At 63.2% G+C, this 21,039-nt stretch carries 18 protein-coding genes; 14 read left to right on the top strand and 4 right to left on the bottom strand.

From position 1 onward, the window contains the following. Positions 1 to 28: 28 nt before the first annotated feature. From ACR9YP_RS24000 to ACR9YP_RS23985, 4 genes are all read left to right on the top strand, one after another. Positions 29 to 235: a hypothetical protein gene (locus ACR9YP_RS24000; RefSeq protein WP_370990054.1), complete on the top strand. Its 207-nt coding sequence runs from the start codon at positions 29 to 31 to the stop codon at positions 233 to 235. Between the two features lie 224 nt (positions 236 to 459). Then, a complete protein-coding gene (locus ACR9YP_RS23995; RefSeq protein WP_474217236.1) occupies positions 460 to 1,671 on the top strand; it encodes a molybdopterin molybdotransferase MoeA in 1,212 nt (403 codons plus the stop codon). A 176-nt stretch (positions 1,672 to 1,847) separates the two neighbouring features. Then, the gene (gene lexA, locus ACR9YP_RS23990; protein WP_091886069.1) at positions 1,848 to 2,549 is read left to right on the top strand and encodes a transcriptional repressor LexA; all 702 of its coding nucleotides are present in this window, start codon (positions 1,848 to 1,850) and stop codon (positions 2,547 to 2,549) included. 578 nt (positions 2,550 to 3,127) lie between these two features. Continuing rightward, positions 3,128 to 3,562, top strand: a complete 435-nt coding sequence (locus ACR9YP_RS23985) for a hypothetical protein (RefSeq protein WP_370990056.1) — start codon at positions 3,128 to 3,130, stop codon at positions 3,560 to 3,562. Positions 3,563 to 3,701: 139 nt separating this feature from the next. On the opposite strand, the gene ACR9YP_RS23980 is transcribed toward ACR9YP_RS23985, so the two are convergent. Then, entirely contained in the window at positions 3,702 to 5,981 is a 2,280-nt protein-coding gene (locus tag ACR9YP_RS23980; protein ID WP_474217235.1) for a ComEC/Rec2 family competence protein, read from the bottom strand. 509 nt (positions 5,982 to 6,490) lie between these two features. Here ACR9YP_RS23980 and ACR9YP_RS23975 point away from each other — a divergent pair. Then, complete coding sequence (locus ACR9YP_RS23975; protein ID WP_474217234.1) at positions 6,491 to 7,813, top strand: MFS transporter; 1,323 nt, start codon at positions 6,491 to 6,493, stop codon at positions 7,811 to 7,813. 158 nt (positions 7,814 to 7,971) lie between these two features. Here the strand turns inward: ACR9YP_RS23975 and ACR9YP_RS23970 are convergent, their stop codons facing one another. Next, on the bottom strand, positions 7,972 to 8,334 hold the full coding sequence (locus tag ACR9YP_RS23970; protein WP_176945519.1) for an SPW repeat domain-containing protein: 363 nt from the start codon (positions 8,332 to 8,334) through the stop codon (positions 7,972 to 7,974). A 239-nt stretch (positions 8,335 to 8,573) separates the two neighbouring features. On the opposite strand from ACR9YP_RS23970, the gene ACR9YP_RS23965 reads away from it, so the two are divergent. From ACR9YP_RS23965 to ACR9YP_RS23940, 6 genes are all read left to right on the top strand, one after another. Beyond that, entirely contained in the window at positions 8,574 to 8,756 is a 183-nt protein-coding gene (locus ACR9YP_RS23965; protein WP_176945507.1) for a hypothetical protein, read from the top strand. 168 nt (positions 8,757 to 8,924) lie between these two features. Then, positions 8,925 to 10,355 carry a type I glutamate--ammonia ligase gene (gene glnA, locus ACR9YP_RS23960; RefSeq protein ID WP_474217233.1) on the top strand — a complete coding sequence of 477 codons (1,431 nt, stop codon included), beginning with the start codon at positions 8,925 to 8,927 and terminating at the stop codon, positions 10,353 to 10,355. A 79-nt stretch (positions 10,356 to 10,434) separates the two neighbouring features. Beyond that, a complete protein-coding gene (locus tag ACR9YP_RS23955) occupies positions 10,435 to 11,451 on the top strand; it encodes a ribonuclease Z (protein WP_370990060.1) in 1,017 nt (338 codons plus the stop codon). Positions 11,452 to 11,475: 24 nt separating this feature from the next. After that, a complete protein-coding gene (locus ACR9YP_RS23950; RefSeq protein WP_474217232.1) occupies positions 11,476 to 12,624 on the top strand; it encodes a CapA family protein in 1,149 nt (382 codons plus the stop codon). 173 nt (positions 12,625 to 12,797) lie between these two features. Beyond that, on the top strand, positions 12,798 to 13,463 hold the full coding sequence (locus ACR9YP_RS23945; RefSeq protein WP_474217231.1) for a phosphoribosylanthranilate isomerase: 666 nt from the start codon (positions 12,798 to 12,800) through the stop codon (positions 13,461 to 13,463). Positions 13,464 to 13,907: 444 nt separating this feature from the next. Beyond that, a complete protein-coding gene (locus tag ACR9YP_RS23940) occupies positions 13,908 to 14,393 on the top strand; it encodes an adenosine-specific kinase (RefSeq protein ID WP_130213724.1) in 486 nt (161 codons plus the stop codon). A gap of 42 nt (positions 14,394 to 14,435) precedes the next feature. Here the strand turns inward: ACR9YP_RS23940 and ACR9YP_RS23935 are convergent, their stop codons facing one another. Together ACR9YP_RS23935 and ACR9YP_RS23930 are read right to left on the bottom strand one after the other, a co-directional pair. Beyond that, entirely contained in the window at positions 14,436 to 14,822 is a 387-nt protein-coding gene (locus tag ACR9YP_RS23935) for a nuclear transport factor 2 family protein (protein WP_474217229.1), read from the bottom strand. Positions 14,823 to 14,830: 8 nt separating this feature from the next. Continuing rightward, on the bottom strand, positions 14,831 to 16,507 hold the full coding sequence (locus ACR9YP_RS23930; RefSeq protein WP_438108055.1) for a glutamine--tRNA ligase/YqeY domain fusion protein: 1,677 nt from the start codon (positions 16,505 to 16,507) through the stop codon (positions 14,831 to 14,833). A gap of 143 nt (positions 16,508 to 16,650) precedes the next feature. Between ACR9YP_RS23930 and gltX the strand changes: the two genes are divergently transcribed. The 3 genes from gltX (at position 16,651) to ACR9YP_RS23915 (ending at position 21,029) form a co-directional block, all read left to right on the top strand. Next, the gene (gene gltX / locus ACR9YP_RS23925; protein WP_474217228.1) at positions 16,651 to 18,078 is read left to right on the top strand and encodes a glutamate--tRNA ligase; all 1,428 of its coding nucleotides are present in this window, start codon (positions 16,651 to 16,653) and stop codon (positions 18,076 to 18,078) included. A 148-nt stretch (positions 18,079 to 18,226) separates the two neighbouring features. Further along, complete coding sequence (gene gltA, locus ACR9YP_RS23920) at positions 18,227 to 19,528, top strand: citrate synthase (RefSeq protein WP_370990068.1); 1,302 nt, start codon at positions 18,227 to 18,229, stop codon at positions 19,526 to 19,528. Between the two features lie 322 nt (positions 19,529 to 19,850). Then, entirely contained in the window at positions 19,851 to 21,029 is a 1,179-nt protein-coding gene (locus ACR9YP_RS23915) for an ROK family transcriptional regulator (RefSeq protein WP_474221107.1), read from the top strand. Positions 21,030 to 21,039 lie beyond the last annotated feature (10 nt).

Raw genomic sequence — 21,039 nt, 5'->3', positions numbered from 1 at the left:
GTTGGGACTTCTACATCGGACTATTCTCGTGCTGGGCAAAGCCTACCTCACAAAGCAAGCCTCTCTGCTGCTCGAATTCGCCAGAACCACCTCGGATTCGCGCCTCTCCGCCAAGCTCATCAGCAAGGCCGCCGACCTGAAATCACAGGCCGATCCGCTGCCGGATAAGGATCAGGGCCCCAAAGCTCCGGACGTGACGCCTGGCGTCAGTTCGGGCGAACAGACGCAGAGTTGATCGCGATGCTGGCCGTGGCTCTGGTCATTGTCGTCCTAGCCATGGCCACCCTGGTACCAATCTGCCTCGTCCTGGAGATCATGTCGCGCCGGGCCTGACGTCGCCTTCGTTGCCTGCGAATGCGTCGTCGGGATGATCATCCCGCTCGGCTGCTCTTTTGCCTCTGCGCTCGCGCTCGGCTAGAAGGCTTCCTGCCAATTCGTCCGCGAGCAGGAGTTTTCGCCGTGGCTCTCATGCCGGTTTCCGATGCGCTTGCCGCCGTGCTTGCCGGCGCGGAGCCTCTGGCCGAGGAAATGGTTGCTCTCGACGCGGCCTTCCACCGTGTGCTCGCCCGCGACGTGGCGGCGCTGCGCACGCAGCCGCCTGAAGCAATGTCCGCGATGGATGGTTATGCCGTGCGCGCGGCCGACGCGGGGGCGATCGATTCCCAGCTGACGGTGATTGGCGAGGTAGCCGCGGGGCGTCCGTTCGCGGGAACGGTCGGCGCCGGCGAAGCCGTGCGGATCTTCACCGGCGGCGTCGTTCCCAACGGTGCCGACGCCGTCGTGATCCAGGAGGATACGGTCGCGGACGGCAAGCGCATCACGATCAAGGAAGCCGCGATTCCCGGTCGGCACATCCGCCCCGCAGGCGTCGACTTCTCCGAAGGCGACGCGCTCCTGCGCAAGGGAACCCGTCTCACCGAGCGCGATCTCGCGCTCGCCGCCGCCATGAATCACCCCCAGCTTGCCGTCTGCCGCCGTCCGAAGGTCGCGATCCTCGCCACCGGCGACGAGCTGGTGATGCCGGGCACCACGCCCGGCCGCGGCCAGATCGTCTATTCCAACGGCTATGCCCTGCACGCGCTCGCCCGCAGCGAGGGGGCTGACACCATCGACCTCGGCATTGCCGCCGACACGCTGGAGGCCACCACCGCCGGCATCCGCCGCGCCCGCGAGAGCGGCGCCGACATCCTGGTCACGACCGGCGGTGCATCGGTCGGCGACCACGATCTTGTCCAGCAGGCGCTGAGGGACGAAGGTATCTCGATGGCGTTCTGGAAGATTGCGATGCGCCCGGGCAAGCCAATGATGCATGGACGGCTCGGCGCGATGCGCGTGATCGGCCTGCCGGGTAATCCGGTCTCGTCCTATGTGTGCGCCTTCCTGTTCATGGTCCCGCTGATTCGTGCGGTGTCGGGTCGATCCGTGATTCATCACCGCCATGAGCGCGCCGTGCTCGGCCGCGATGTGGGCGCAAACGATATGCGCGCGGATTATCTTCGCGCACGTCTGGAACAGCGCGACGACGGCACGCTGGTGGCCGTTCCCGTCAATCACCAGGATTCCTCGCTGCTTGCGAATCTCGCTGCGGCGCAGGCACTTCTCGTGCGCGCACCGTTCGCGCCGAAAGCCGGAGCCGGCTCGCCTTGCGAGGTGCTGCGCCTGCCCGTCTGAGCGCACCACCACACGTGTTCCGCGAACTTTGTCGCGTTCACGGTAAATTAAGCAGTTGCGGAACACATATCGAACATATAGTGTCCGTTCATGATTTGTTTCGAGGATGTAGCGGTTCGCCGCTCCAATTCAGCGTCTCGGAATCGAACGACATCAACCGGGGGACTTTGGTCGAGATGTTAACGCGCAAACAATACGAGCTTCTGCGGTTCATCAGCGAACGTCTGAAGGAAAGCGGCGTGCCGCCCTCCTTCGACGAGATGAAGGATGCGCTCGACCTGCGCTCGAAATCGGGCATCCATCGCCTGATCACCGCGCTGGAGGAGCGCGGCTTCATCCGCCGCCTGCCCAACCGCGCTCGCGCCATCGAGGTGATCAAGCTGCCTGAGCTCCAGGCCGCCGCCGGCAACCGCCGCGGCTTCACGCCAAGCGTCATCGAGGGCAATCTCGGCAAGGTGCGCGCGAGCTCCAGTCCGCCCGCCGACGAGGGCGAGCGTCCCGTTGCGGTGCCCGTGATGGGTCGCATCGCAGCCGGTACGCCGATCGAAGCGTTGCAGACCCGCAGTCACACCATCAGCGTGCCGCCCGACATGCTCGGCTCGGGCGAACACTATGCGCTCGAAGTGCGCGGCGATTCGATGGTCGAGGCCGGCATCCTCGACGGCGACATGGCGCTGATCCAGCGCAACGAGAGCGCCGATACCGGCGACATCGTGGTGGCGCTGATCGACGACGAGGAAGCGACGCTCAAGCGCTTCCGCCGCCGCGGCGCCTCGATCGCGCTCGAACCCGCCAACGCCGCCTACGAGGTGCGCATCCTGCCGCCGAACCGGGTGAAGATTCAGGGCAAGCTGATCGGGCTGTACCGCAAGTACTGAGACGACCCAGCGGTCATTCGATATCAATGATTCCGATTGGAGCGGACGGATTGTCCGCTCCAGCTGGATAGTCTTTCTGATCTTGGGCAGATTATCTGGCCCCTCTCCCAGCGCTATGTCCTCGACATGCCGCCCGAAGCACTCATCGCTTTGCGGCTCAAGAGATCGAGGAGACAACGATGCGCAAGATCGTTTTGAGCGCGTTCGCCAGTATGCTGATCGCTGCATCGGCAGCGCAAGCATTCGCAGCACAATCGCAGCACCATCCCCGCAAGTCGGCGCACGCAACAACGACCGAGCAATTCCGTAGCGCCCGAAATGCCGTCGCGCGACAGCCACAGCCGAGTTGGCCATATTCCGGATGGTCGGCGCCCGCAGGCCGCTGACGCTCGCATCCGCCAAATGCACTAAAGCGAACTTTGTTCCTATCGGATTCGGGAAAGATAATGTGATCGCATCCTGCTGACGCCAGCCGCAAATTCGCCCACAACCAAGCAGAACGTTACGTGCTTCCACTCTGATAGAGGCTTGCGCCTCCGAAAGAGGCGCGGGTTGCTATCTTCGAATAGGAGCACCCGATGTGTGACTACAGTCTGCATGCCGTTGCATCGCGCCCCGCCGAAGTCGGCGAGACGATCGTGTCGACAACGTTCCGCGGCACCTCGACGCGCGGTTTTGCTTCCGCGGCCGACCCGACCGTGGCCGTCTGCCTGCTGCCGGGAACGGAGCTCGCCTTCGCCGACAACGTCCGTTACGACAATCGTTGGATCTGGACGCGCACGATCAACTCCCGCGTCGGCAAGTTCGGCAAGATCGATCCGCACGTTCCCGATCGCCATCATGACGCGATCGAATTCCCCGACGGCAAATACGTGCTGGTGACGCAGCTCGTCGAAGGCCAGCGCGCAACCGTGCTGCAACTGCCGGTGACGCAGCCGGTCGGCGAGCGCGAGCACAAGCCGCAGATCGATGCCGACAGCCGGCCGACGATCACGCGTCTGCCGATCGGCTGAGCCGTCCCTGGCCACCAGGTCGGGCCAGGATTGAAAATGCCATCGCCGGCCGAGGCCGGCGAGATGGTATGATTTATGTTCTGCGAAAGTCCGGTTGGACCCGGACCAAGTCCTCGCATTTGTTCTTAATCGTCTGGCCTTAATCGTCGGCCTGCAAGTCGGTCTCCGCCGGAGTCGCGTCCCGGTTGCGGGCCGTAGCCGCCTTCGGCGCAAGGCTCCCGTCGAAATCACCCTCGCCGGCGCCGGCCGGGAGCCAAGGGCGGCTTGTGCCTCTCGCTCTCACAGCTTGAACTGCAAAACCGTCACCACGCTGCGTCAACGCCAGCGCGCCTTGACTGGTGAGACGCTGCCGATCGACCACCATCGCCGCACAATCCGGCGGCGCGGGCCGCCGCGTCACCACCAGCGCGGCGCGGCTGCAATCATCAGCCAGCGCGTCGATCCGCAAGGAAAGCGCAACCAGCCGCCCGTCGTCGAGCGGCGTCACGCAGCCCGCCTCGTCACACGACACGCCATCGGCCAGCGAGCTACTCCCGGCGTCGCGCGGATCGGCGTCGGCAGCTAACCACTCCCTAAGCAGAAAGCCGTCCTTGCTCGCCCGGATGACATGCAGGTGCCCGTCCCGGCCGCGCACCGCGACGCTCGCGCCGTCTCCGGCAATCAGGATGTCGGGCTGCCGCACCGACAGCCCCCAGGCAATGGAAGCCAACAACATCAGCGCACCAGACCAGCGCAAGGGTGTGCGCAACAGGCCCATCACGATGATCCCGAGGCTTGCCGCGATCAGCGGCGCGATGCCGAAGGCGGGGATGCGGCCGATTGCGCCCGGCAGTGCCGCCACCCAGCGCGATACCGCGACCATCCAGTCGATCCCGATCCCCATCAGCCACCAGAACACGCCGTCGAGCCCGAAGGGAGCCGCGAGCAGTCCGAGCAGGCCCGCCGGCATCACCAGTGCCGAAACCACCGGCATCGCGCCGAGATTGGCGAGCACACCGTACGGCGTGACGCGGTGGAAGTGGAAGGCGGCGTAGGGCGTGGTCGCAAGCCCCGCGATCAGCGAGGCCAGGAACAGCATCGCGATCTCGCGGCCGCCCCATAGCGCGATGCGCGCGGTCGCCGAATGGTCCGGCGAGGCAAACAGGTTCGGCATGCCGATCTGCACCAGCGCGACCAGCCCGAGCGTCGCGGCGAAGGACATTTGAAAACTCGGATGCACCAGCGCTTCGGGCGCGACCGCGAGCACGATCAGCGCAGCCACCGCCAGCGTGCGGAAGGTGATAGCGCGGCGATCCACCATGACCGCGATCAGCACCACCGCCGTCATGAAAAACGATCTTTGCGTTGCGACCTCCGCGCCTGACAGCAGCAAATAGAACGCGGCCGCCACCAGCGCTGCAGCTGCCGACCATTTCTTGATGGCAAAGCCCGCCGCCAGCCCCGGGATCAGTGCCAGCAGCGCACGCACTGCGAAGAACACGACACCGGCGACAACCGCCATGTGATAGCCGGAGATCGACAGCACATGGCCGAGCCCCGAGATGAACATGGCGTCGTTGACGGGCGTGGTGATCGCATCGCGCCGTCCGGTGAGCAGCGCGGTCGCGATCGCACGGTTGTCGCCCTCGAGCGTCGCACGGATGCGCGCGTCGATCGCATCGCGCAGGCCCTGCATGAAGGCCGCGTAGCGCAGCCGCAGGCCACCGCCATCCGGCGGCACTGAAGCGGTGATCGCGCCCATCACGAAGCCGGAGGCGCCGATGCACTGGAAGAACATGTCGCGGGAGAAATCGTAGCTGCCCGGGCGCACGGGAGAGATCGGCGGCATCAAGCGCGCCTTCAGTTGCACGAAGCTGCCGACCTCCGGCGCCGTCCCCTTGCGCACCGACAGGCGCACGCGCTCCAGCCTGACGTCGCTGCGCTGCGCCTCCATCGCGGTAACGCGCAGCATGAAGCGATCGGTGCGCTCGCGGATGTCGCGGGTCTCGACGAAGCCCGACAGCGACACCGAATAGAGCGGCTTGGCCAGCACGGTATGGGCGATGCGCGCCGTCTTCCACGTCGCCATGGCAAAACCCGCCGCCACCGCCGCGATCATGATCGCGGGCGCGAACAGCCGGCTCCGCCGCAGCAGGACGGCGCCGAGCATGAGCGCGGCCGCCGTCGCGGCAACGACCCACAGCACGGGCTCGTGATCGGCAGCGAAATAGAGCGCGATGCCGGTGCCGAAGGCGACGGGCACCCAGGGCAACAGCCGCCCGGCGCCGGCCTCAGCGCGTGCCCATTCGCGCAGCGTCTCGACGATCGCGGGCCACGCACCAAAGCCCGCCGGCACAACGCCGCCAGCCGGTGTGACGCGGCCAACGGGCCACGTTCCTGCGACTCCCTGGGAGCGCACTGGCCGGCCCGGCTCCGCCATTCCCCTGCACCTTACGCTACGTGACGGGTGCGGAGGCTACCGGAACGTGCGGCTGCGCGAATAGCGGTACGGATCAGGAACGAACGCGGCGGGACCCTACTTTTCCCCTCCATCGTCACGGCGACCGCCGCCTTGGCATCTCTTCTGGATTGCTCGCAACGCCTGAGACGTCTTTGACCAGAAGTCGCGAAGTATTCGAGCCCTTGCGATCTCGTTGGCAAACGCCCCGCGACAGATCGATTGAGCCGAAAGTCTCATAAGTTGCCGGCCCGAGGTGGGATTACACTACGGTTCCCCGCCTCCCCGACAGGACGGGCAAGGCAGTGGTGGCTCGCGGTTCTAAGGCCGCCGGAGCTCTTCTCAGGTGGCGCGAAAGCGCGCCTGAAGTCAGACGTTGCCGACGCAACTCTTTGAATTGGCGCCTGCGACGCCGCGCATCACGCTCTCCCCGCGAGAAGATCGATCGCTGAAACAAGCGAGGAGACGTCTTGAAACCATAGGAGTCGCACATGCAGGTACCGACTGATTTTCGCCGCGTGATCATCGCTGCATCGGTGGGAAACATCATCGAATGGTATGATTTCTACATCTTTGGCAGCCTGGCCGCAGTTCTATCGGTCAAGTTCTTTGAGCAATCCCACCCGGTTGCCGCCCTCCTCAGCACGATCGCGCTCTTCACGGCAGGATTTCTCATCCGTCCGCTAGGCGCCTTCCTGTTCGGATGGATGGGTGACCGGGTTGGCCGCAAATACACCTTTCTCATTACGCTCAGCGGAATGGGACTCGGTACGGGGGCGATCGGGTTGATCCCGACCTATCAGTCGATTGGTCTGACGGCCGCGTTCGTCCTCTTCGGCCTGCGCATGATCCAGGGCCTGTGCCTGGGCGGCGAATATGGTGGCGCCATCACCTACGTCGCCGAACATGTGCCGGACGATCGACGCGGCTATTATACCGGCTGGCTGCAGACCTCGCCTACTCTCGGAATCGTGGTGTCGCTGGCCGTCATCATCCTCACGCGGACATATGCCGGCAACCAGGCCTTCGACGAATGGGCTTGGCGCGTTCCGTTCCTGCTGTCCTTCCTGCTGGTGGCGATCGCGATCTACATCCGGCTCCAGCTCCAGGAAACGCCGATCTTCCAGGAGATCAGGTCCCGCGGCCAGATGACGAGGAATCCTTGGAAGGAGGCTTTCCTCAGCTCGAACATCAAATACATCGGGATCGCGATTGTGGTCCTGATCGGACAAGGCGTGGTCTGGTACAGCGGTCAGTTCTGGGCGCTGTACTTCCTGCAGCAGGTCTCCAAGGTGGACCCGCTAACCTCCGCCTACATCGTGGGCGCCGCACTGCTCATTGCCACGCCGAGCCTGATCCTCTTTGGTTGGCTGTCGGATCTGATCGGCCGCAAGCCGGTGATCCTGGGCGGCATGCTGCTCGCCGCGATCACGTACTATCCGCTGTATCTGTGGCTGGGGACTGTCACGCAGCCCGGAAACGTCAACTATCCGGTCGCGACCTTCATCATCTTCATCCTGGTTTGCTATGTCGGGATGGTATACGGGCCGGTCGGCGCGTTTCTGGCGGAATTCTTTCCCGCCAGGATCAGGTATACGTCAGTCTCGGTGCCGTATCACATCGGCAATGGCTGGGGTGGCGGATTGGTGCCGTTCATCACGTCGGCGGCATTCGCCGCGACCGGCAGCATCGGCTATGCGCTGATTTATCCGATCGTGGTCCCTGCGGTGTGCTTCGTGCTTGCCGTCTTCCTGATGCCGGAAACGCGCAAGATCAGCATCTGGGAGCCGATCGAGCCGAGAGCCGCATTGTGATGGATTGATCCCGGTGCAGGACCGCGGGGCCCTGCACCGGAGTTCGTGTCGGGGCGCAGTGCCGATCGTTGCCATCGGCACCGCGCCCGAGCGAGCCGATTTCGAACTCCCGGCCGCCAGCAAATGGCGGTCGGCAAGCGCCCGACTAGCACCTCTTCTCAGCCGGCCAGTCGATGCCAACGATCGTGCCACCAGGTGCTGAAGTCGCGATCGGTCATCAGCTCCCAGACAGCGAGTAGGATCACCAGTATGCCGGACAGCACGCTGCTCACCGTTGCCGATACCGGCTCATAGCCAATGGTCCAAGGTGCCAGTAGCAGAGCCAGGCCCACCAGCATTTCTCCCCATTCTTCCAGATAGGACGGGATGAAAAGAGCCTCGATGGCAAACAGCATGACGCCGAGCCCGAGTGCGATGGAGACCCAGACAGGCGCCCCGGACAAGCCCAGGATAAAGGACGAAAGAACCAGCCACAGGCCAACCAGGAGGCTGGCAGCGTCTTGCCAATGTTGGATGCGCATAATGCTCACCTCCTCTCTCCCGGTTAGATGGTGGCGCAGCTGAGAAAATGCATCCCTCCGACCTGCGCCGTGTTGCCGCGACAGAAGCCGCATCCAATCCTCGCGGCCCATGCTCCGGAAAGGGCCCTTGCGAGGGCCTGCACCAGGATGCAGACTAGCCGCGCTTGACAGGTGTCGACGTCTATCGTCCCGGCCGCACTTCGTTCGCGTTGCGCCCGGGACAAGAGGGAGGTGACGCCATGCGAGAAATCGAAATCCACGACTATGCGCGGCAGTTGCTGGAAGCCCATGGTCCCAAGGCCATTGCGGAAGCCGCCCAGAACGCCATCGATCTCGAGTCGAAGGGCGAGATCGAGCTGGCCAAGACCTGGCGGCATATCGAAGACGCCATGAAGCTGATGCGTGGGCCTCACCAAAGCTGAAGCAGCCGGCGTGCGTAACCGCCTGACCGCAAATGCCGCCAAGCCGGATTGAGGCTGGAGGGGCGGCAACACAGAGTATGGACCACAATCCGTCGCAAGCCGTTCGGCTGCGGCTGAACGGCAACGCGACCCGCAAGACGCGCATCTCCACGATGCTGGGAGCGAGCCATGTTTCCAAAATGTGCGACGGCCGAAGATCTCGTGAAGGCGATCAAGGACGAGAAGGTCCAGATGATCGATCTGCGGTTCACTGACCTGCCGGGGGTATGGCAACATTTTTCCGTCCCGCCGAGCGCAGTGCGCGTCGATGCGCTCGAGGAGGGCATCGGGTTCGACGGCTCATCGATCCGCGGCTTCCAGGAGATTCAGGAGAGCGACATGCTGGTCGTCGCCGATCCGACGACGGCCTTCGTCGACCCCTATAGTCCGGCAACGACGCTGGTCCTCATCTGCAACATTCGCGACCCCGTGACCGGCCAATCCTATAGCCGCGATCCACGCTACGTCGCCCAGAAGGCTGAAACCTATCTCAAGGGCACTGGTCGCGCCGATACGAGTTACTTCGGCCCGGAAGCGGAGTTCTTCGTCTTCGACGAGGTGCGCTACGGTCAGGGCATCAATTACGCCATGCACGAGATCGATTCCAGCGAAGGCAGCTGGAACACCGGCGCGGAGGAAGCGCCGAATCTGGGGCACAAGCCGCGCCCTAAGGAGGGATATTTTCCCGTTCCTCCGACCGACAGCATGCAGGCGCTACGCACCGAAATGGTGCTGACCATGGAACAGCTCGGAATCCAGATCGAAGCTCATCACCACGAGGTCGCAACCGGCGGCCAGAACGAAATCGACATGCGCTTCACAACCCTGACCCGCATGGCCGACAATTTGATGATCTACAAATATGTGGTGAAGAATACCGCGCATGAGCACGGCAAGACCGCGACCTTCATGCCGAAACCGCTGTTCGAGGACAACGCTTCGGGCATGCATGTGCACCAGTCGCTGTGGAATGGCGAGACCAACCTGTTCTACGATCAGGGCGACTATGCGGAATTGAGCCAGCTCGGCCGCTACTACATCGGCGGCCTCCTGACCCACGCCTGGGCGTTGTGCGGGCTTTGCGCCCCGACGACCAACTCCTATCGGCGCCTGGTGCCGGGCTATGAGGCTCCCATCAACCTGGTCTACTCCCAACGCAATCGCTCGGCCTGCTGCCGAATTCCCATGTACTCGCCGAATCCACGCGCAAAGCGCGTCGAGTTTCGTTCGCCCGACCCCTCCTGCAATCCCTACCTGGCTTTTGCCGCAATGCTGATGGCGGGCCTCGACGGTATCGACAACCGGATCGACCCCGGCAGCCCCATCGACAAGAACCTTTACGACCTGCCACCGGCCGAAGCCAAGCAAGTGAAGTCGACACCGGGATCGCTGGATCAGGCGCTCGACGCACTCCAGCGCGACCACGCATTCCTGCTGCGCGGCGACGTCTTCACGGCCGACCTGATCGAGACCTGGCTCGACTACAAGCGAAAAAAGGAGGTCGATGCGATCCGGCTGCGACCGCATCCCTATGAGTTCCACCTCTACTACGACATCTGACAGCGGTCGGATGCGGATTCATCAACGTTGGCTAAATGCGGGAAATCCATCGGGCGCTGTTGCAGCAGAATAGTTTGCCATGCGACCACTTTTCCATCCGAGCCTGGTCAACGGTCGCTACGGCGACCCGACGGTCTATGTCGAAACGCTGTTCGAAAAGCGAAGTCTGCTGTTCGATGTCGGAGAGATTGCTTCACTAGCGCCGCGGAGGATACGGCGCGTCGACCAGGTCTTTGTCTCGCATGCACATATTGACCATTTCGTGGGCTTCGACCATCTGCTTCGCTTGCTCGTCGGGCATGAGAAATCGGTGCAGCTGTTCGGTCCGTCCGGCTTTGCCGAGCACGTCTTTCACAAGCTTCAGGCCTATTGCTGGAACTTGGTCGAAACCTATCCCTGCGATCTCGTTTTCGATGTAAGCGAACTCGGAACGGCGGATTCCATCTCGACCACGCGGTTCCACCTGAGGAAGGCGTTCGCAGCAGAGCCATCAGTCTCTCGCAAGGTCTTTGGCGGCGTACTCTGCGATGAACCGACCCATCGCGTGTCCGCCGCGATCCTTGAACATGGCACGCCCTGCCTCGCCTTTGCGCTGCAGGAGGCTGCGCATGTCAACGTATGGAAGAACCGGCTGTTGGAGCGCGGACTGCCCGTCGGTCCCTGGTTGCTGTCGCTGAAGAAGGCCATCGTCGAGCGTCGCGCCGACGATCATTTGATCCGCATCAATGAAACGGCAACGTCAGATCGCCTCGTTCCGCTCGCCAGCCTGCGCGATCTCGTGACGGTCGCTGCGGGCCAGAAAATTGCCTATGTAACCGATGTTGCCGACACGCCGGCCAATCGCGCCGCCATCGTGGCGCTGATTCAGAATGCAGACATCCTCTTCATCGAGGCGGCGTTTGCGGGGGCCGACGCCGCATTGGCGAATGAGCGGGCTCATCTTACAACCACGGCTGCCGGAGAAATCGCACGGGAAGCCAATGTGCGCCGCGTCGAGCCCTTCCACTTCTCGCCGCGCTATGCGGGAGAGCAGGAGCGGATGCTGGCCGAGGTGATGGCGGCGTTCAGGCATCTCGCACCTGACGCAAAGAGCTAAGCGGCAGGACCGGAGTGGAAAGTCATGTCCGAGGAACGACAACTGCCAGCGGTGTGTCGGAAACCGGTGCGGCTCTTCCTATGCGGAGATGTCATGTGCGGCCGCGGCATCGACCAGGTGCTGGCGCACCCCTGTAGCCCCGAGATTTACGAAGATTACATGCGATCGGCGGCGGGCTACGTGCTGCTCGCCGAGCAGGCGAACGGGCCTATTCCGCGGCGCAATGGATCGTCCTACGTCTGGGGCGCTGCACTGGACCAATTCAAGTCCATGCAGCCGGACGCGCGGATCATCAATCTCGAAACGGCTGTGACGGGCAGCAACGACCGCGCGAACAAGGGCATCAACTACCGCATGAGCCCCGAGAACGCAGAGTGTCTCGCGGTCGCGGGGATCGACTGCTGTCTATTGGCCAACAACCATGTGCTCGATTGGGGCCGCGCCGGCCTGGTAGAGACGCTGACGACTTTGCAGAAGCTCAACATCAAGGCGGCGGGCGCAGGCCGCAATGATCGGGAAGCGCGCGCACCCGCAGTGCTGAGCCTTGCCGACGCGCGGCTCCTGGTCTTTGCGTTCGGATCGACATCGAGCGGAATCCCGTTCAAGTGGGTTGCAATGTCAGACACTCCGGGCGTCAACCTGCTGCCTGACCTCAGCAGGGCGAGCGCGTTCGAGGTCGCTGACCAGATCATGGCAGCCAGAAGGCCGGGCGATCTCACGGTGGTGTCGATCCATTGGGGATCCAATTGGGGATATGACATTCCCAATGAGCAGAGGATTTTTGCCCGTGCCCTGGTCGACAAGGCAGGCGTGTCGATCGTTCACGGGCATTCTTCGCACCATCCGAGAGCGATCGAAATCTATCGAGACCGCCTTATACTCTATGGCTGCGGTGATTTTCTGAACGACTATGAGGGGATCCGTGGTTACGAGCGCTACCGCGACGACCTGGCGTTGATGTATTTCGCCGACCTGGATCCAACCAGCGGAAGCCTCCATGCGCTCAAACTGGTTCCCATGCAGATCAAGAACTTTCGTCTCTCCATTCCATCGCGGCGCGACATTGAATGGATCCGGCAAACCCTGGATAGGGAATGCCGGCCGTTCGGAACGAGGGTTATTTTTGAATCCGAACAGCAGCTTGCATGTGTCGCGCAGAGGGCAACGACCTGACTCTCGTAACAAGCACTCCCCGATAGAATTGGCGGGCCGGCGCGACTGGGACTGCGTCCCCGCCGGGCAGCTGACCCAATCTTCGACTCCCGCTAGCCGACGAAGGCTGTGGCTTTGCCAAACGCCGCCTTCGGATGTCTTATGCTCAATGTCCGCCGCGGAGGTTACGCGCGATGTTGACCCAGATTTATGAAATCTCCACCCTCGAAGAGGCGTCCGCTGTTTCAGCCATTGGCGTCGATCATGTCGGCGTGCTCGTCGGAGACGGCCGATTTCCGCGCGAGCTGCCGATCTCAGCAGCTTCCGAAATCGCCGCGGCGATTGTACCGCCATCGAAGTTCTCAGCACTGTTTCTGACCTGCGATCTTTCCTTGATTGCCTCATGGGCGCGCGAACTCAACCCCGCGATCGTCCATTTGGGAGCCAGCGCCGAATTGCTTTCGCCGCAAGACGTTGCTTCGCTCAAACGCATGTTGCCCGGGATGGTCGTGATGAGGAGCATACCGGTGTTCGGCGAGGAGAGCGTCGCGATTGCCCGCAGCTACGTTGGCATTGCAGACTTTCTGCTTCTCGACAGCTATCGAGCCACGGACGAGCAGATCGGCGCGCTCGGCGTGACGCATGACTGGGGTATCAGCCGCCGGATCGTGGACCTCGCCCCTGTTCCTGTTGTCCTTGCCGGTGGTCTCGGACCGGACAACGTCGCAGAAGCGATCCGCACCGTCCGTCCAGCCGGTGTTGATTCCAAGACGAGAACGGATCAGGACGGATCGCACGCCAAGGACCTGGATCGAGTCCGCCGGTTCCATGAAGCGGCTCGGGCGGCGGCGCCGTCATAGTGTGGAGCAGCTGACATCATGATTGTTCTGTTCACGGATTTCGGATTGCACGGCCCCTATACGGGCCAGATGAAGGCATGGCGCCTGGCATACCCGCTATTGACCTCTTCACCGATGCGCCCATGAGGAATCCCAGGGCCGTGCGGACCGCGATCTTGGCCTTTCGACCGGCAGCCCGGTTGAGATTCGTCCCTTAGATGGTTATGTGGCAACGAGGTCTGCAGTTATGCGCACGCCAAGAAAGCAGAGCTCAGGAACGGATTGGCCAAAGCCGAAGACCCGCCACGCCAGGCGGCCGGCGACTGGTAACAAGCGGCTGGCCGATCAGACCCGCAAGATTCTCGGCAAGCACTACGCGAGCAAATATCGGGTACGGTAATCGCGATCGTTGCGCGGCCGGCTGTACGGCTTAACATGTGGAACTCTGCCGATAGGAGCGTAGCCATGGAACTCACCGTGGTGCCCATCGTCAAACCGGATGCGGCCAACTTCATCTTTGGCCAGTCGCATTTCATCAAGACCGTGGAAGACCTCCACGAGGCGCTCGTGGGCGCGGTTCCGGGCATCCGCTTCGGGCTGGCCTTCTGCGAGGCCTCCGGCAAGCGACTGGTACGCTGGTCGGGCAATGACGAAGCGGCCCTCACCCTCGCCCGCAACAACGCATTGGCCATCGGCGCCGGCCACACTTTCCTGATCTTCCTGGGCGACGGGTTCTTTCCGGTCAACGTCCTGGCTCCCGTGCGCGCGGTGCCGGAGGTCTGCCGCATCTACTGCGCGACGGCCAACCCCACGCAGGTGATCGTCGCGCAAACGGAGCTTGGCCGCGGCGTGCTCGGCGTAGTGGATGGCGCTTCGCCTCTGGGTATCGAGACCGACGCCGACATTGCGTGGCGGAAGGACCTGCTGCGAAAGATCGGCTACAAGCTGTAGCGAGCGGATGAAGCCGGATGCGATGAAGTACATCCCCCGGCGCTAGATCAGCGCAGCTCTGGACGACACGTGGTGGCTCGCGATCTTCCAGTCGCCGCCTTCACGCACGATTGCCCAGGTAAGCTTGACCGACAGCGGCGCGGCCTCCTCGCCGAGGTCGAACGAGGCGATCGCGGCCATGTTGATCACATCGGGCGCGACCTGCGCCGCGGCCACCTCGGAAAAGCGGACGCTCGGCAAGCGCCGGCGCGGCAGGCCATTGAAATAGGCCGCTACTCCGTCCCTGCCACGATATAGCGTCGGGTTGGAGCCGAAGAAGAACGCATTCTTCGAATAGAGCGACGACAGCGCGGCCGCGTCGAGCGTCGCGAAGCCGGCGCACCATTTCGCGATGATGGCGGAAACGATGGCGTCGGCCTCATTGTTCATGTCGTATCTCAGCCTTTCGCGACTTCCTTCGCAAACGTGTCGCGCAGGCCGATGGTGCGCGAGAACACCGGCTTGCCGGGCGTCGAGTCCTTGTCACGCACGAAATAGCCCTGCCGCTCGAACTGCATCGGCTCCATCGAATTGCTTTCCGCAACCGATGCCTCGACTCGGGCATCAGCCAGGATCTCCAGCGATTGCGGATTGAGATCGGCCGCGAAGTTCGCGGCGTCCGGATTCGGATTGGAGAACAGCTGGTTGTAGATGCGGATCTCCGCTGGCTTGGATGCCGCTGCCGGCAGCCAGTGCATGGTCGCCTTGACCTTGCGGCCATCGGGCGCGTTGCCGCCCTTGCTAGCGGGATCGTAGGTGCAGCGCAGCTCGACCACCTCGCCTGCGTCGTTCTTGATCACACCGGTGCACTTGACGAAATAAGCATAGCGCAGCCGCACCTCATTGCCCGGCGACAGGCGGAAGAATTTCTTCGGCGGATTCTCCATGAAGTCATCCTGCTCGATATAGAGCTCGCGGCCGAACGTGATCTTGCGCGTGCCGGCGCTGGGATCGTCGGGATGATTGATCGCCTCGAGCTCCTCAACCTGCCCTTCCGGATAGTTCTCGATCACCACTTTCAGCGGCTTCAGCACCGCCATGCGGCGCTGCGCCGTGCGGTTCAGTTCCTCACGGATGCAGAACTCGAGCATGCCGACATCGACCACGCTGTTGGCCTTGGCGACGCCGATGCGCTTGACGAATTCGCGCAGCGCGGCCGGCGGCACGCCGCGGCGGCGCATCCCCGCGATGGTCGGCATGCGCGGATCGTCCCAGCCCGCGACATGGCCCTCGCGAACGAGCTGGGTCAGAACGCGCTTCGAGAGCAGCGTGTAAGTCAGGTTCAGCCGCGCGAACTCGTACTGGTGCGGCTCTGACGGCACCGGCAGCTTCTCGATGAACCAGTCATAGAGCGGCCGATGGTCCTCGAACTCCAGCGTGCAGATCGAGTGCGTGATGCCCTCGATCGCGTCCGACTGGCCGTGCGCATAATCGTAGCTCGGATAGATGCTCCATTCGGTGCCGGTGCGCGGATGATGCGCATGCAGGATGCGATACAGCACGGGGTCGCGCAGATTGATGTTGCCCGCGGCCATGTCGATCTTGGCTCGCAGCACGCGCGCCCCGTTCGGGAATTCGCCGGCCTTCATGCGGCGGAACAGGTCGAGATTTTCCTCCACCGAGCGGTCACGGAACGGCGAGTTCCTGCCGGGCTCGGTCAGCGAGCCGCGCGAAGTGCGGATCTCCTCCTGGGTCTGGTCGTCGACATAGGCGAGTCCGTCGCGGATCAGCTGCTCCGCCCATTCATAGAGGCGATCGAAATAGTCCGAGGCGAAGAACAGGTTCTTGCCCCAGTCGAAGCCGAGCCAGCGCACGTCGGCCTGGATGGAATCGATATATTCCTGCTCTTCCTTGATCGGGTTGGTGTCGTCGAAGCGCAGATGGCAGCGGCCTGGAAATTCCTGGGAGATGCCGAAATTGAGTGCGATCGACTTGGCGTGGCCGATATGCAAATAGCCGTTCGGCTCCGGCGGGAACCGGGTCACGATCTCCTTGTATTTGCCCTGATCGAGATCGGCCTGGATGATGTCACGAATGAAATCGCGCCCAACCTCAGTCGCCACCGGTTCTGTCATTACGAAAATCCTGTAGGGAAATCAGCGGTCCTTCTGCCAAATTCGCTGGGCCGCGCCAAGCCTTAGCAGGTCCGCTGTCGGGCTTTAGTTATGCTCCGGTCCTGATATATACCACCGCCTCCAATGCATAGGCCCTGCCAAGAATGACCGATTCCGTCGTCACGCGCTTCGCTCCCTCGCCGACCGGCTTCCTCCATATCGGAGGCGCCCGCACGGCGCTGTTCAACTGGCTCTATGCGAAGAAGCACGGCGGCAAGATGCTGCTGCGGATCGAGGATACCGACCGGGAGCGCTCCACCGAGGCCGCCATCGCGGCCATCCTCGACGGCCTCAAATGGCTCGAGCTCGGCTGGGACGGCGAGGTCATCTACCAGTTCGCCCGCGCCGCCCGCCACCGCGAGGTCGCCGAGCAGCTGCTCGCCGACGGCAAGGCCTATCGCTGCTACGCCACCGCCGAGGAGCTTGCCGCCATGCGCGAGAAGGCGCGCGCAGAGGGCCGCACCCGCCTCTATGACGGCATGTGGCGCGACCGTGATCCCGCGACCGCCCCGGCCGACGTGAAGCCCACCATTCGCCTGCGCGCGCCGCAGACCGGTGAGACCATGATCGAGGACCAGGTCCAGGGCCGCGTGGTCTGGCAGAACGAGAACCTCGACGACCTCGTCCTGCTGCGTGGCGATGGCAACCCGACCTACATGCTCGCGGTGGTCGTGGATGACCACGACATGGGCGTGACCCATGTCATTCGCGGCGACGACCATCTGATCAACGCCGCCCGCCAGAAGCAGATTTACGATGCAATGGGCTGGGCGCTGCCGAGCATGTCCCACATCCCCCTGATCCACGGCCCGGACGGCTCGAAGCTGTCGAAGCGCCACGGCGCACTCGGCGTCGATGCCTACCGCGCCATGGGGTACCTCCCGGCGGCGCTGCGCAACTACCTCGTCCGGCTCGGCTGGAGCCATGGCGACCAGGAGATCTTCTCGACCGACGAAATGATCGCGGCATTCGACCTTGCCAGCGTCGGCCGCGCCGCCGCCCGCTTCGATTTCGCCAAGCTGGAAAATCTCAACGGCCACTACATCCGCAACGCCGAGGATCAATCACTCGTGAAGATGTTTGAGGATGTGCTCGACCACATCGTGCCCAGCCGCGACGACATTAAGGCCAAGTTAAACGACACCACGCGGGCGCAGCTCCTGAAAGCCATGCCGGCCCTGAAGGAGCGCGCCAAGACGCTGATCGAGCTGATCGACGGCGCCTACTTCATCTTCGCCGACCGGCCGCTGCAGCTCGATGCCAAGGCGCAGGCGCTGCTGACAGCTGAGAACCGCAAGCTGATCGGCCAGCTTCATTCCGCGCTGGGGAAAGTCGAGACATGGAGCGGTGCCAGCACGGAAGCCGCGCTGCGCACCTTTGCCGAGGAAAATAGTCTCAAGCTCGGCGCGGTCGCCCAGCCCTTGCGGGCCGCGCTGACCGGACGGACGACGTCGCCTGGTATATTTGAGGTTTTGGACGTCCTGGGACGCCAGGAAAGCCTGGGCCGGCTTCAAGATCAATCTACGACGTAAGTCGACCATGCGTGGGGGTGATCTTGCAGCGCACACAGCAATAATATACCCATCTCCCCCGTACATTCTGGAACATCCGGCCTGCCCCCAACGATCTCCTCAGGGGCCTCCGGCTCCGGCCCGTTTCACCACACATCGGGGACCTACGATGGACGCAAAACCAAGCAACAAGACCGCCACGCTGACGGTCGGAAACAAGAATTACGATCTTCCGATCCTCAGCGGCAGCGTCGGGCCCGATGTGATCGATATCGGCAAGCTCTACGGCCAGTCCGGCCTGTTCACTTACGATCCGGGCTTCACCTCGACGGCGAGCTGCCAGTCCAAGATCACCTATATCGACGGTGATGCGGGCGTGCTGGAATACCGCGGCTACCCGATCGAGCAGCTCGCCGAGCACGGCGACTTCCTGGAGACCTGCTATCTCCTGCTCTACGGGAATCTGCCCACCGCCGCGCAGAAGAAGGATTTCGACTATCGCGTGACCCATCACACGATGGTGCACGAGCAGATGGCCCGCTTCTTCCAGGGCTTCCGCCGCGACGCCCATCCGATGGCGATCATGGTGGCGGCGGTTGGCGCGCTGGCCGCGTTCTATCACGATAGCACCGACATCAACGATCCCAAGCAGCGCATGGTCGCCTCCATGCGCATGATCGCCAAGATCCCGACGCTGGCTGCGATGGCCTACAAGTACACCGTCGGCCAGCCCTTCGTTTATCCGAAGAACTCGCTGCGCTTTGCCGAGAACTTCCTGAACATGTGCTTCGCGGTGCCCTGCGAGGACTACAAGGTGAGCCCGGTCCTCGCCGACGCGCTGGAGAAGATCTTCATCCTGCACGCCGACCACGAGCAGAACGCCTCGACCTCGACGGTGCGCATCGCCGGCTCCTCCGGCGCCAACCCGTTCGCCTGCATCGCGGCGGGCATCGCCTGCCTGTGGGGCCCGGCGCATGGCGGCGCCAACGAAGCCGCGCTCAACATGCTCTACGAGATCGGCACGGTCGACAAGATTCCGGAATTCATCGCCAAGGTGAAGGACAAGAATTCTGAAGTCCGCCTGATGGGCTTCGGCCACCGCGTCTACAAGAACTACGATCCGCGCGCCAAGATCATGCAGAAGATGTGTCACGCCGTGCTCAAGGAGACCGGCCATGGTAATGATCCGATGCTGAACGTGGCGATGGAGCTCGAGAAGATCGCGCTCAGCGACCAGTACTTCATCGACCGCAAGCTCTACCCGAACGTCGACTTCTATTCGGGCATCACACTGAAGGCGATGGGCTTCCCGGTCTCGATGTTCACCGTGCTGTTCGCGGTCGCCCGCACCGTCGGCTGGATCAGCCAGTGGAGCGAGATGATCGAAGATCCGCACCAGAAGATCGGCCGTCCGCGCCAGCTCTACACCGGCGTCGCCAAGCGCGACTACGTGCCGATCGACAAGCGGTAACGATCGCCATAACGGCTTCGAAACGGCGTCATCGAAAGATGGCGCCGTTTTTGTTTGTGCGCGCACTTGTAGGGTGGGTTAGCTAGCGGCTGCGCGAAGCGCAGTCCGCTGGCGTAACCCACCAACTTCGTTCGGCCAGTGCAGAAGCATGGTGGGTTACGCCTTGCAGGTGCGCTTCGCGCATCTGCAAGGCTAACCCAACCTACAGACACCGCTGTTGCTGCCGCGCACAACAACAAGTCGGCGCATCGGACCGGCAAACACTTGACAGCTGAAACGCTCCGCGCGCAAATTCTTACACTAAGTAAGAATGACGACAGGGATGGAAATGCCGGAGCAGCCGAGAAGTCGGCGGCAGACGCGCGCTGCCATTTTGACTCATTTGCTCCAGTCGGGCGGCTCGTTTCGGCCGCCGCTGGCGAAGGCGGTGCGCCTGTCCGAGGCGAGCCTGTCGCGCATCCTGTTCGACCTGAAGGCCGAAGGCCTGATCGAGGAAGTGCGGCGCCCTGCCCCTTACGTCGGCGGCCCGACGGGTCTCGTGTCGCTCGGCGGCTCCGTGGCGCTCGCAGCCGTCGAGCTGTCCGCTCAATGGCTCAGCGTCGGCGTCGGCGCTCTGTCGGGCGAACTGCACTACACCGAACGTCTGCCGTTGCCGAAGGCGCCAACCGTCGAGACGGTCGGCCGCGTGTTCCGCGAAGCGATGACATTGCTGCGCGACTGGACGCGCCGCCGCCACATCACGCTCTCACAAATCGGCGTCTCCATTCCGGGCCTTGGCCGGTTGACCGTATCCGGCAATCCGATCATCCCCTGCGATGTCGGGCGCATCAGCGCCATGATCGGCGAGATGTTTACCGACGTGCCGCTGGAATTCACCAATTCGGTGGTGGCGCACGCCACTTTTCACCGCTGCCGCACGCAGAACTATCCATTCAGCGGCACGCATCTGTTCGTCTTTGTCAGCCATGGCGTTGCCGGCGCCTGGATGGATGACCCGACTGAAGCCGATGCGCTCCAGCCGGTCGAACTGGGCCACATGGTATTTGGACCCGAAGGACCGCGCTGCCGCTGCGGCCATCTCGGCTGCGTCGAGGCCTATACTTCGCTCGCCGCTTTGGCCGAGCTCCTCGGCGTCTCCGACGCCGAATTGCTCCAGCTCGGCAGCGAATGGGTGCACGCGATCCCGCTCTCGACGCGCGTGCGCCAGGAGTTGCGGCGGCGGCTGTTCCGGCTTGGCCTTGCGATCGGCAACACGCTGAATGTGAAGCCGTGCGGTGGCGTCGCCGTCAGCGGCTGGCCATCGCTGCTCTTCGATGACGATCGCAACGCCGTGGTCGAGGGGATCGACGCCTGCCTGCTGGGCGGCCGGACATTGGCGCAAGTGTCCATCGCCTTCGTGCCACCCTCGACCGGCAACGATCCGCAGGCGGCCCTGGCCTTCGCCGCCTTCTGCCTGGCCAGCCGCGGCGGCATGCCCGCCACATCGACGGAGGCCGCCTGACATGCCCTGA

Source organism: Bradyrhizobium sp. BR14999 (assembly GCF_056106085.1).
The sequence above is the reverse complement of the archived record's forward strand: the minus strand, read 5'-3'. Positions and strand labels throughout refer to the sequence as shown.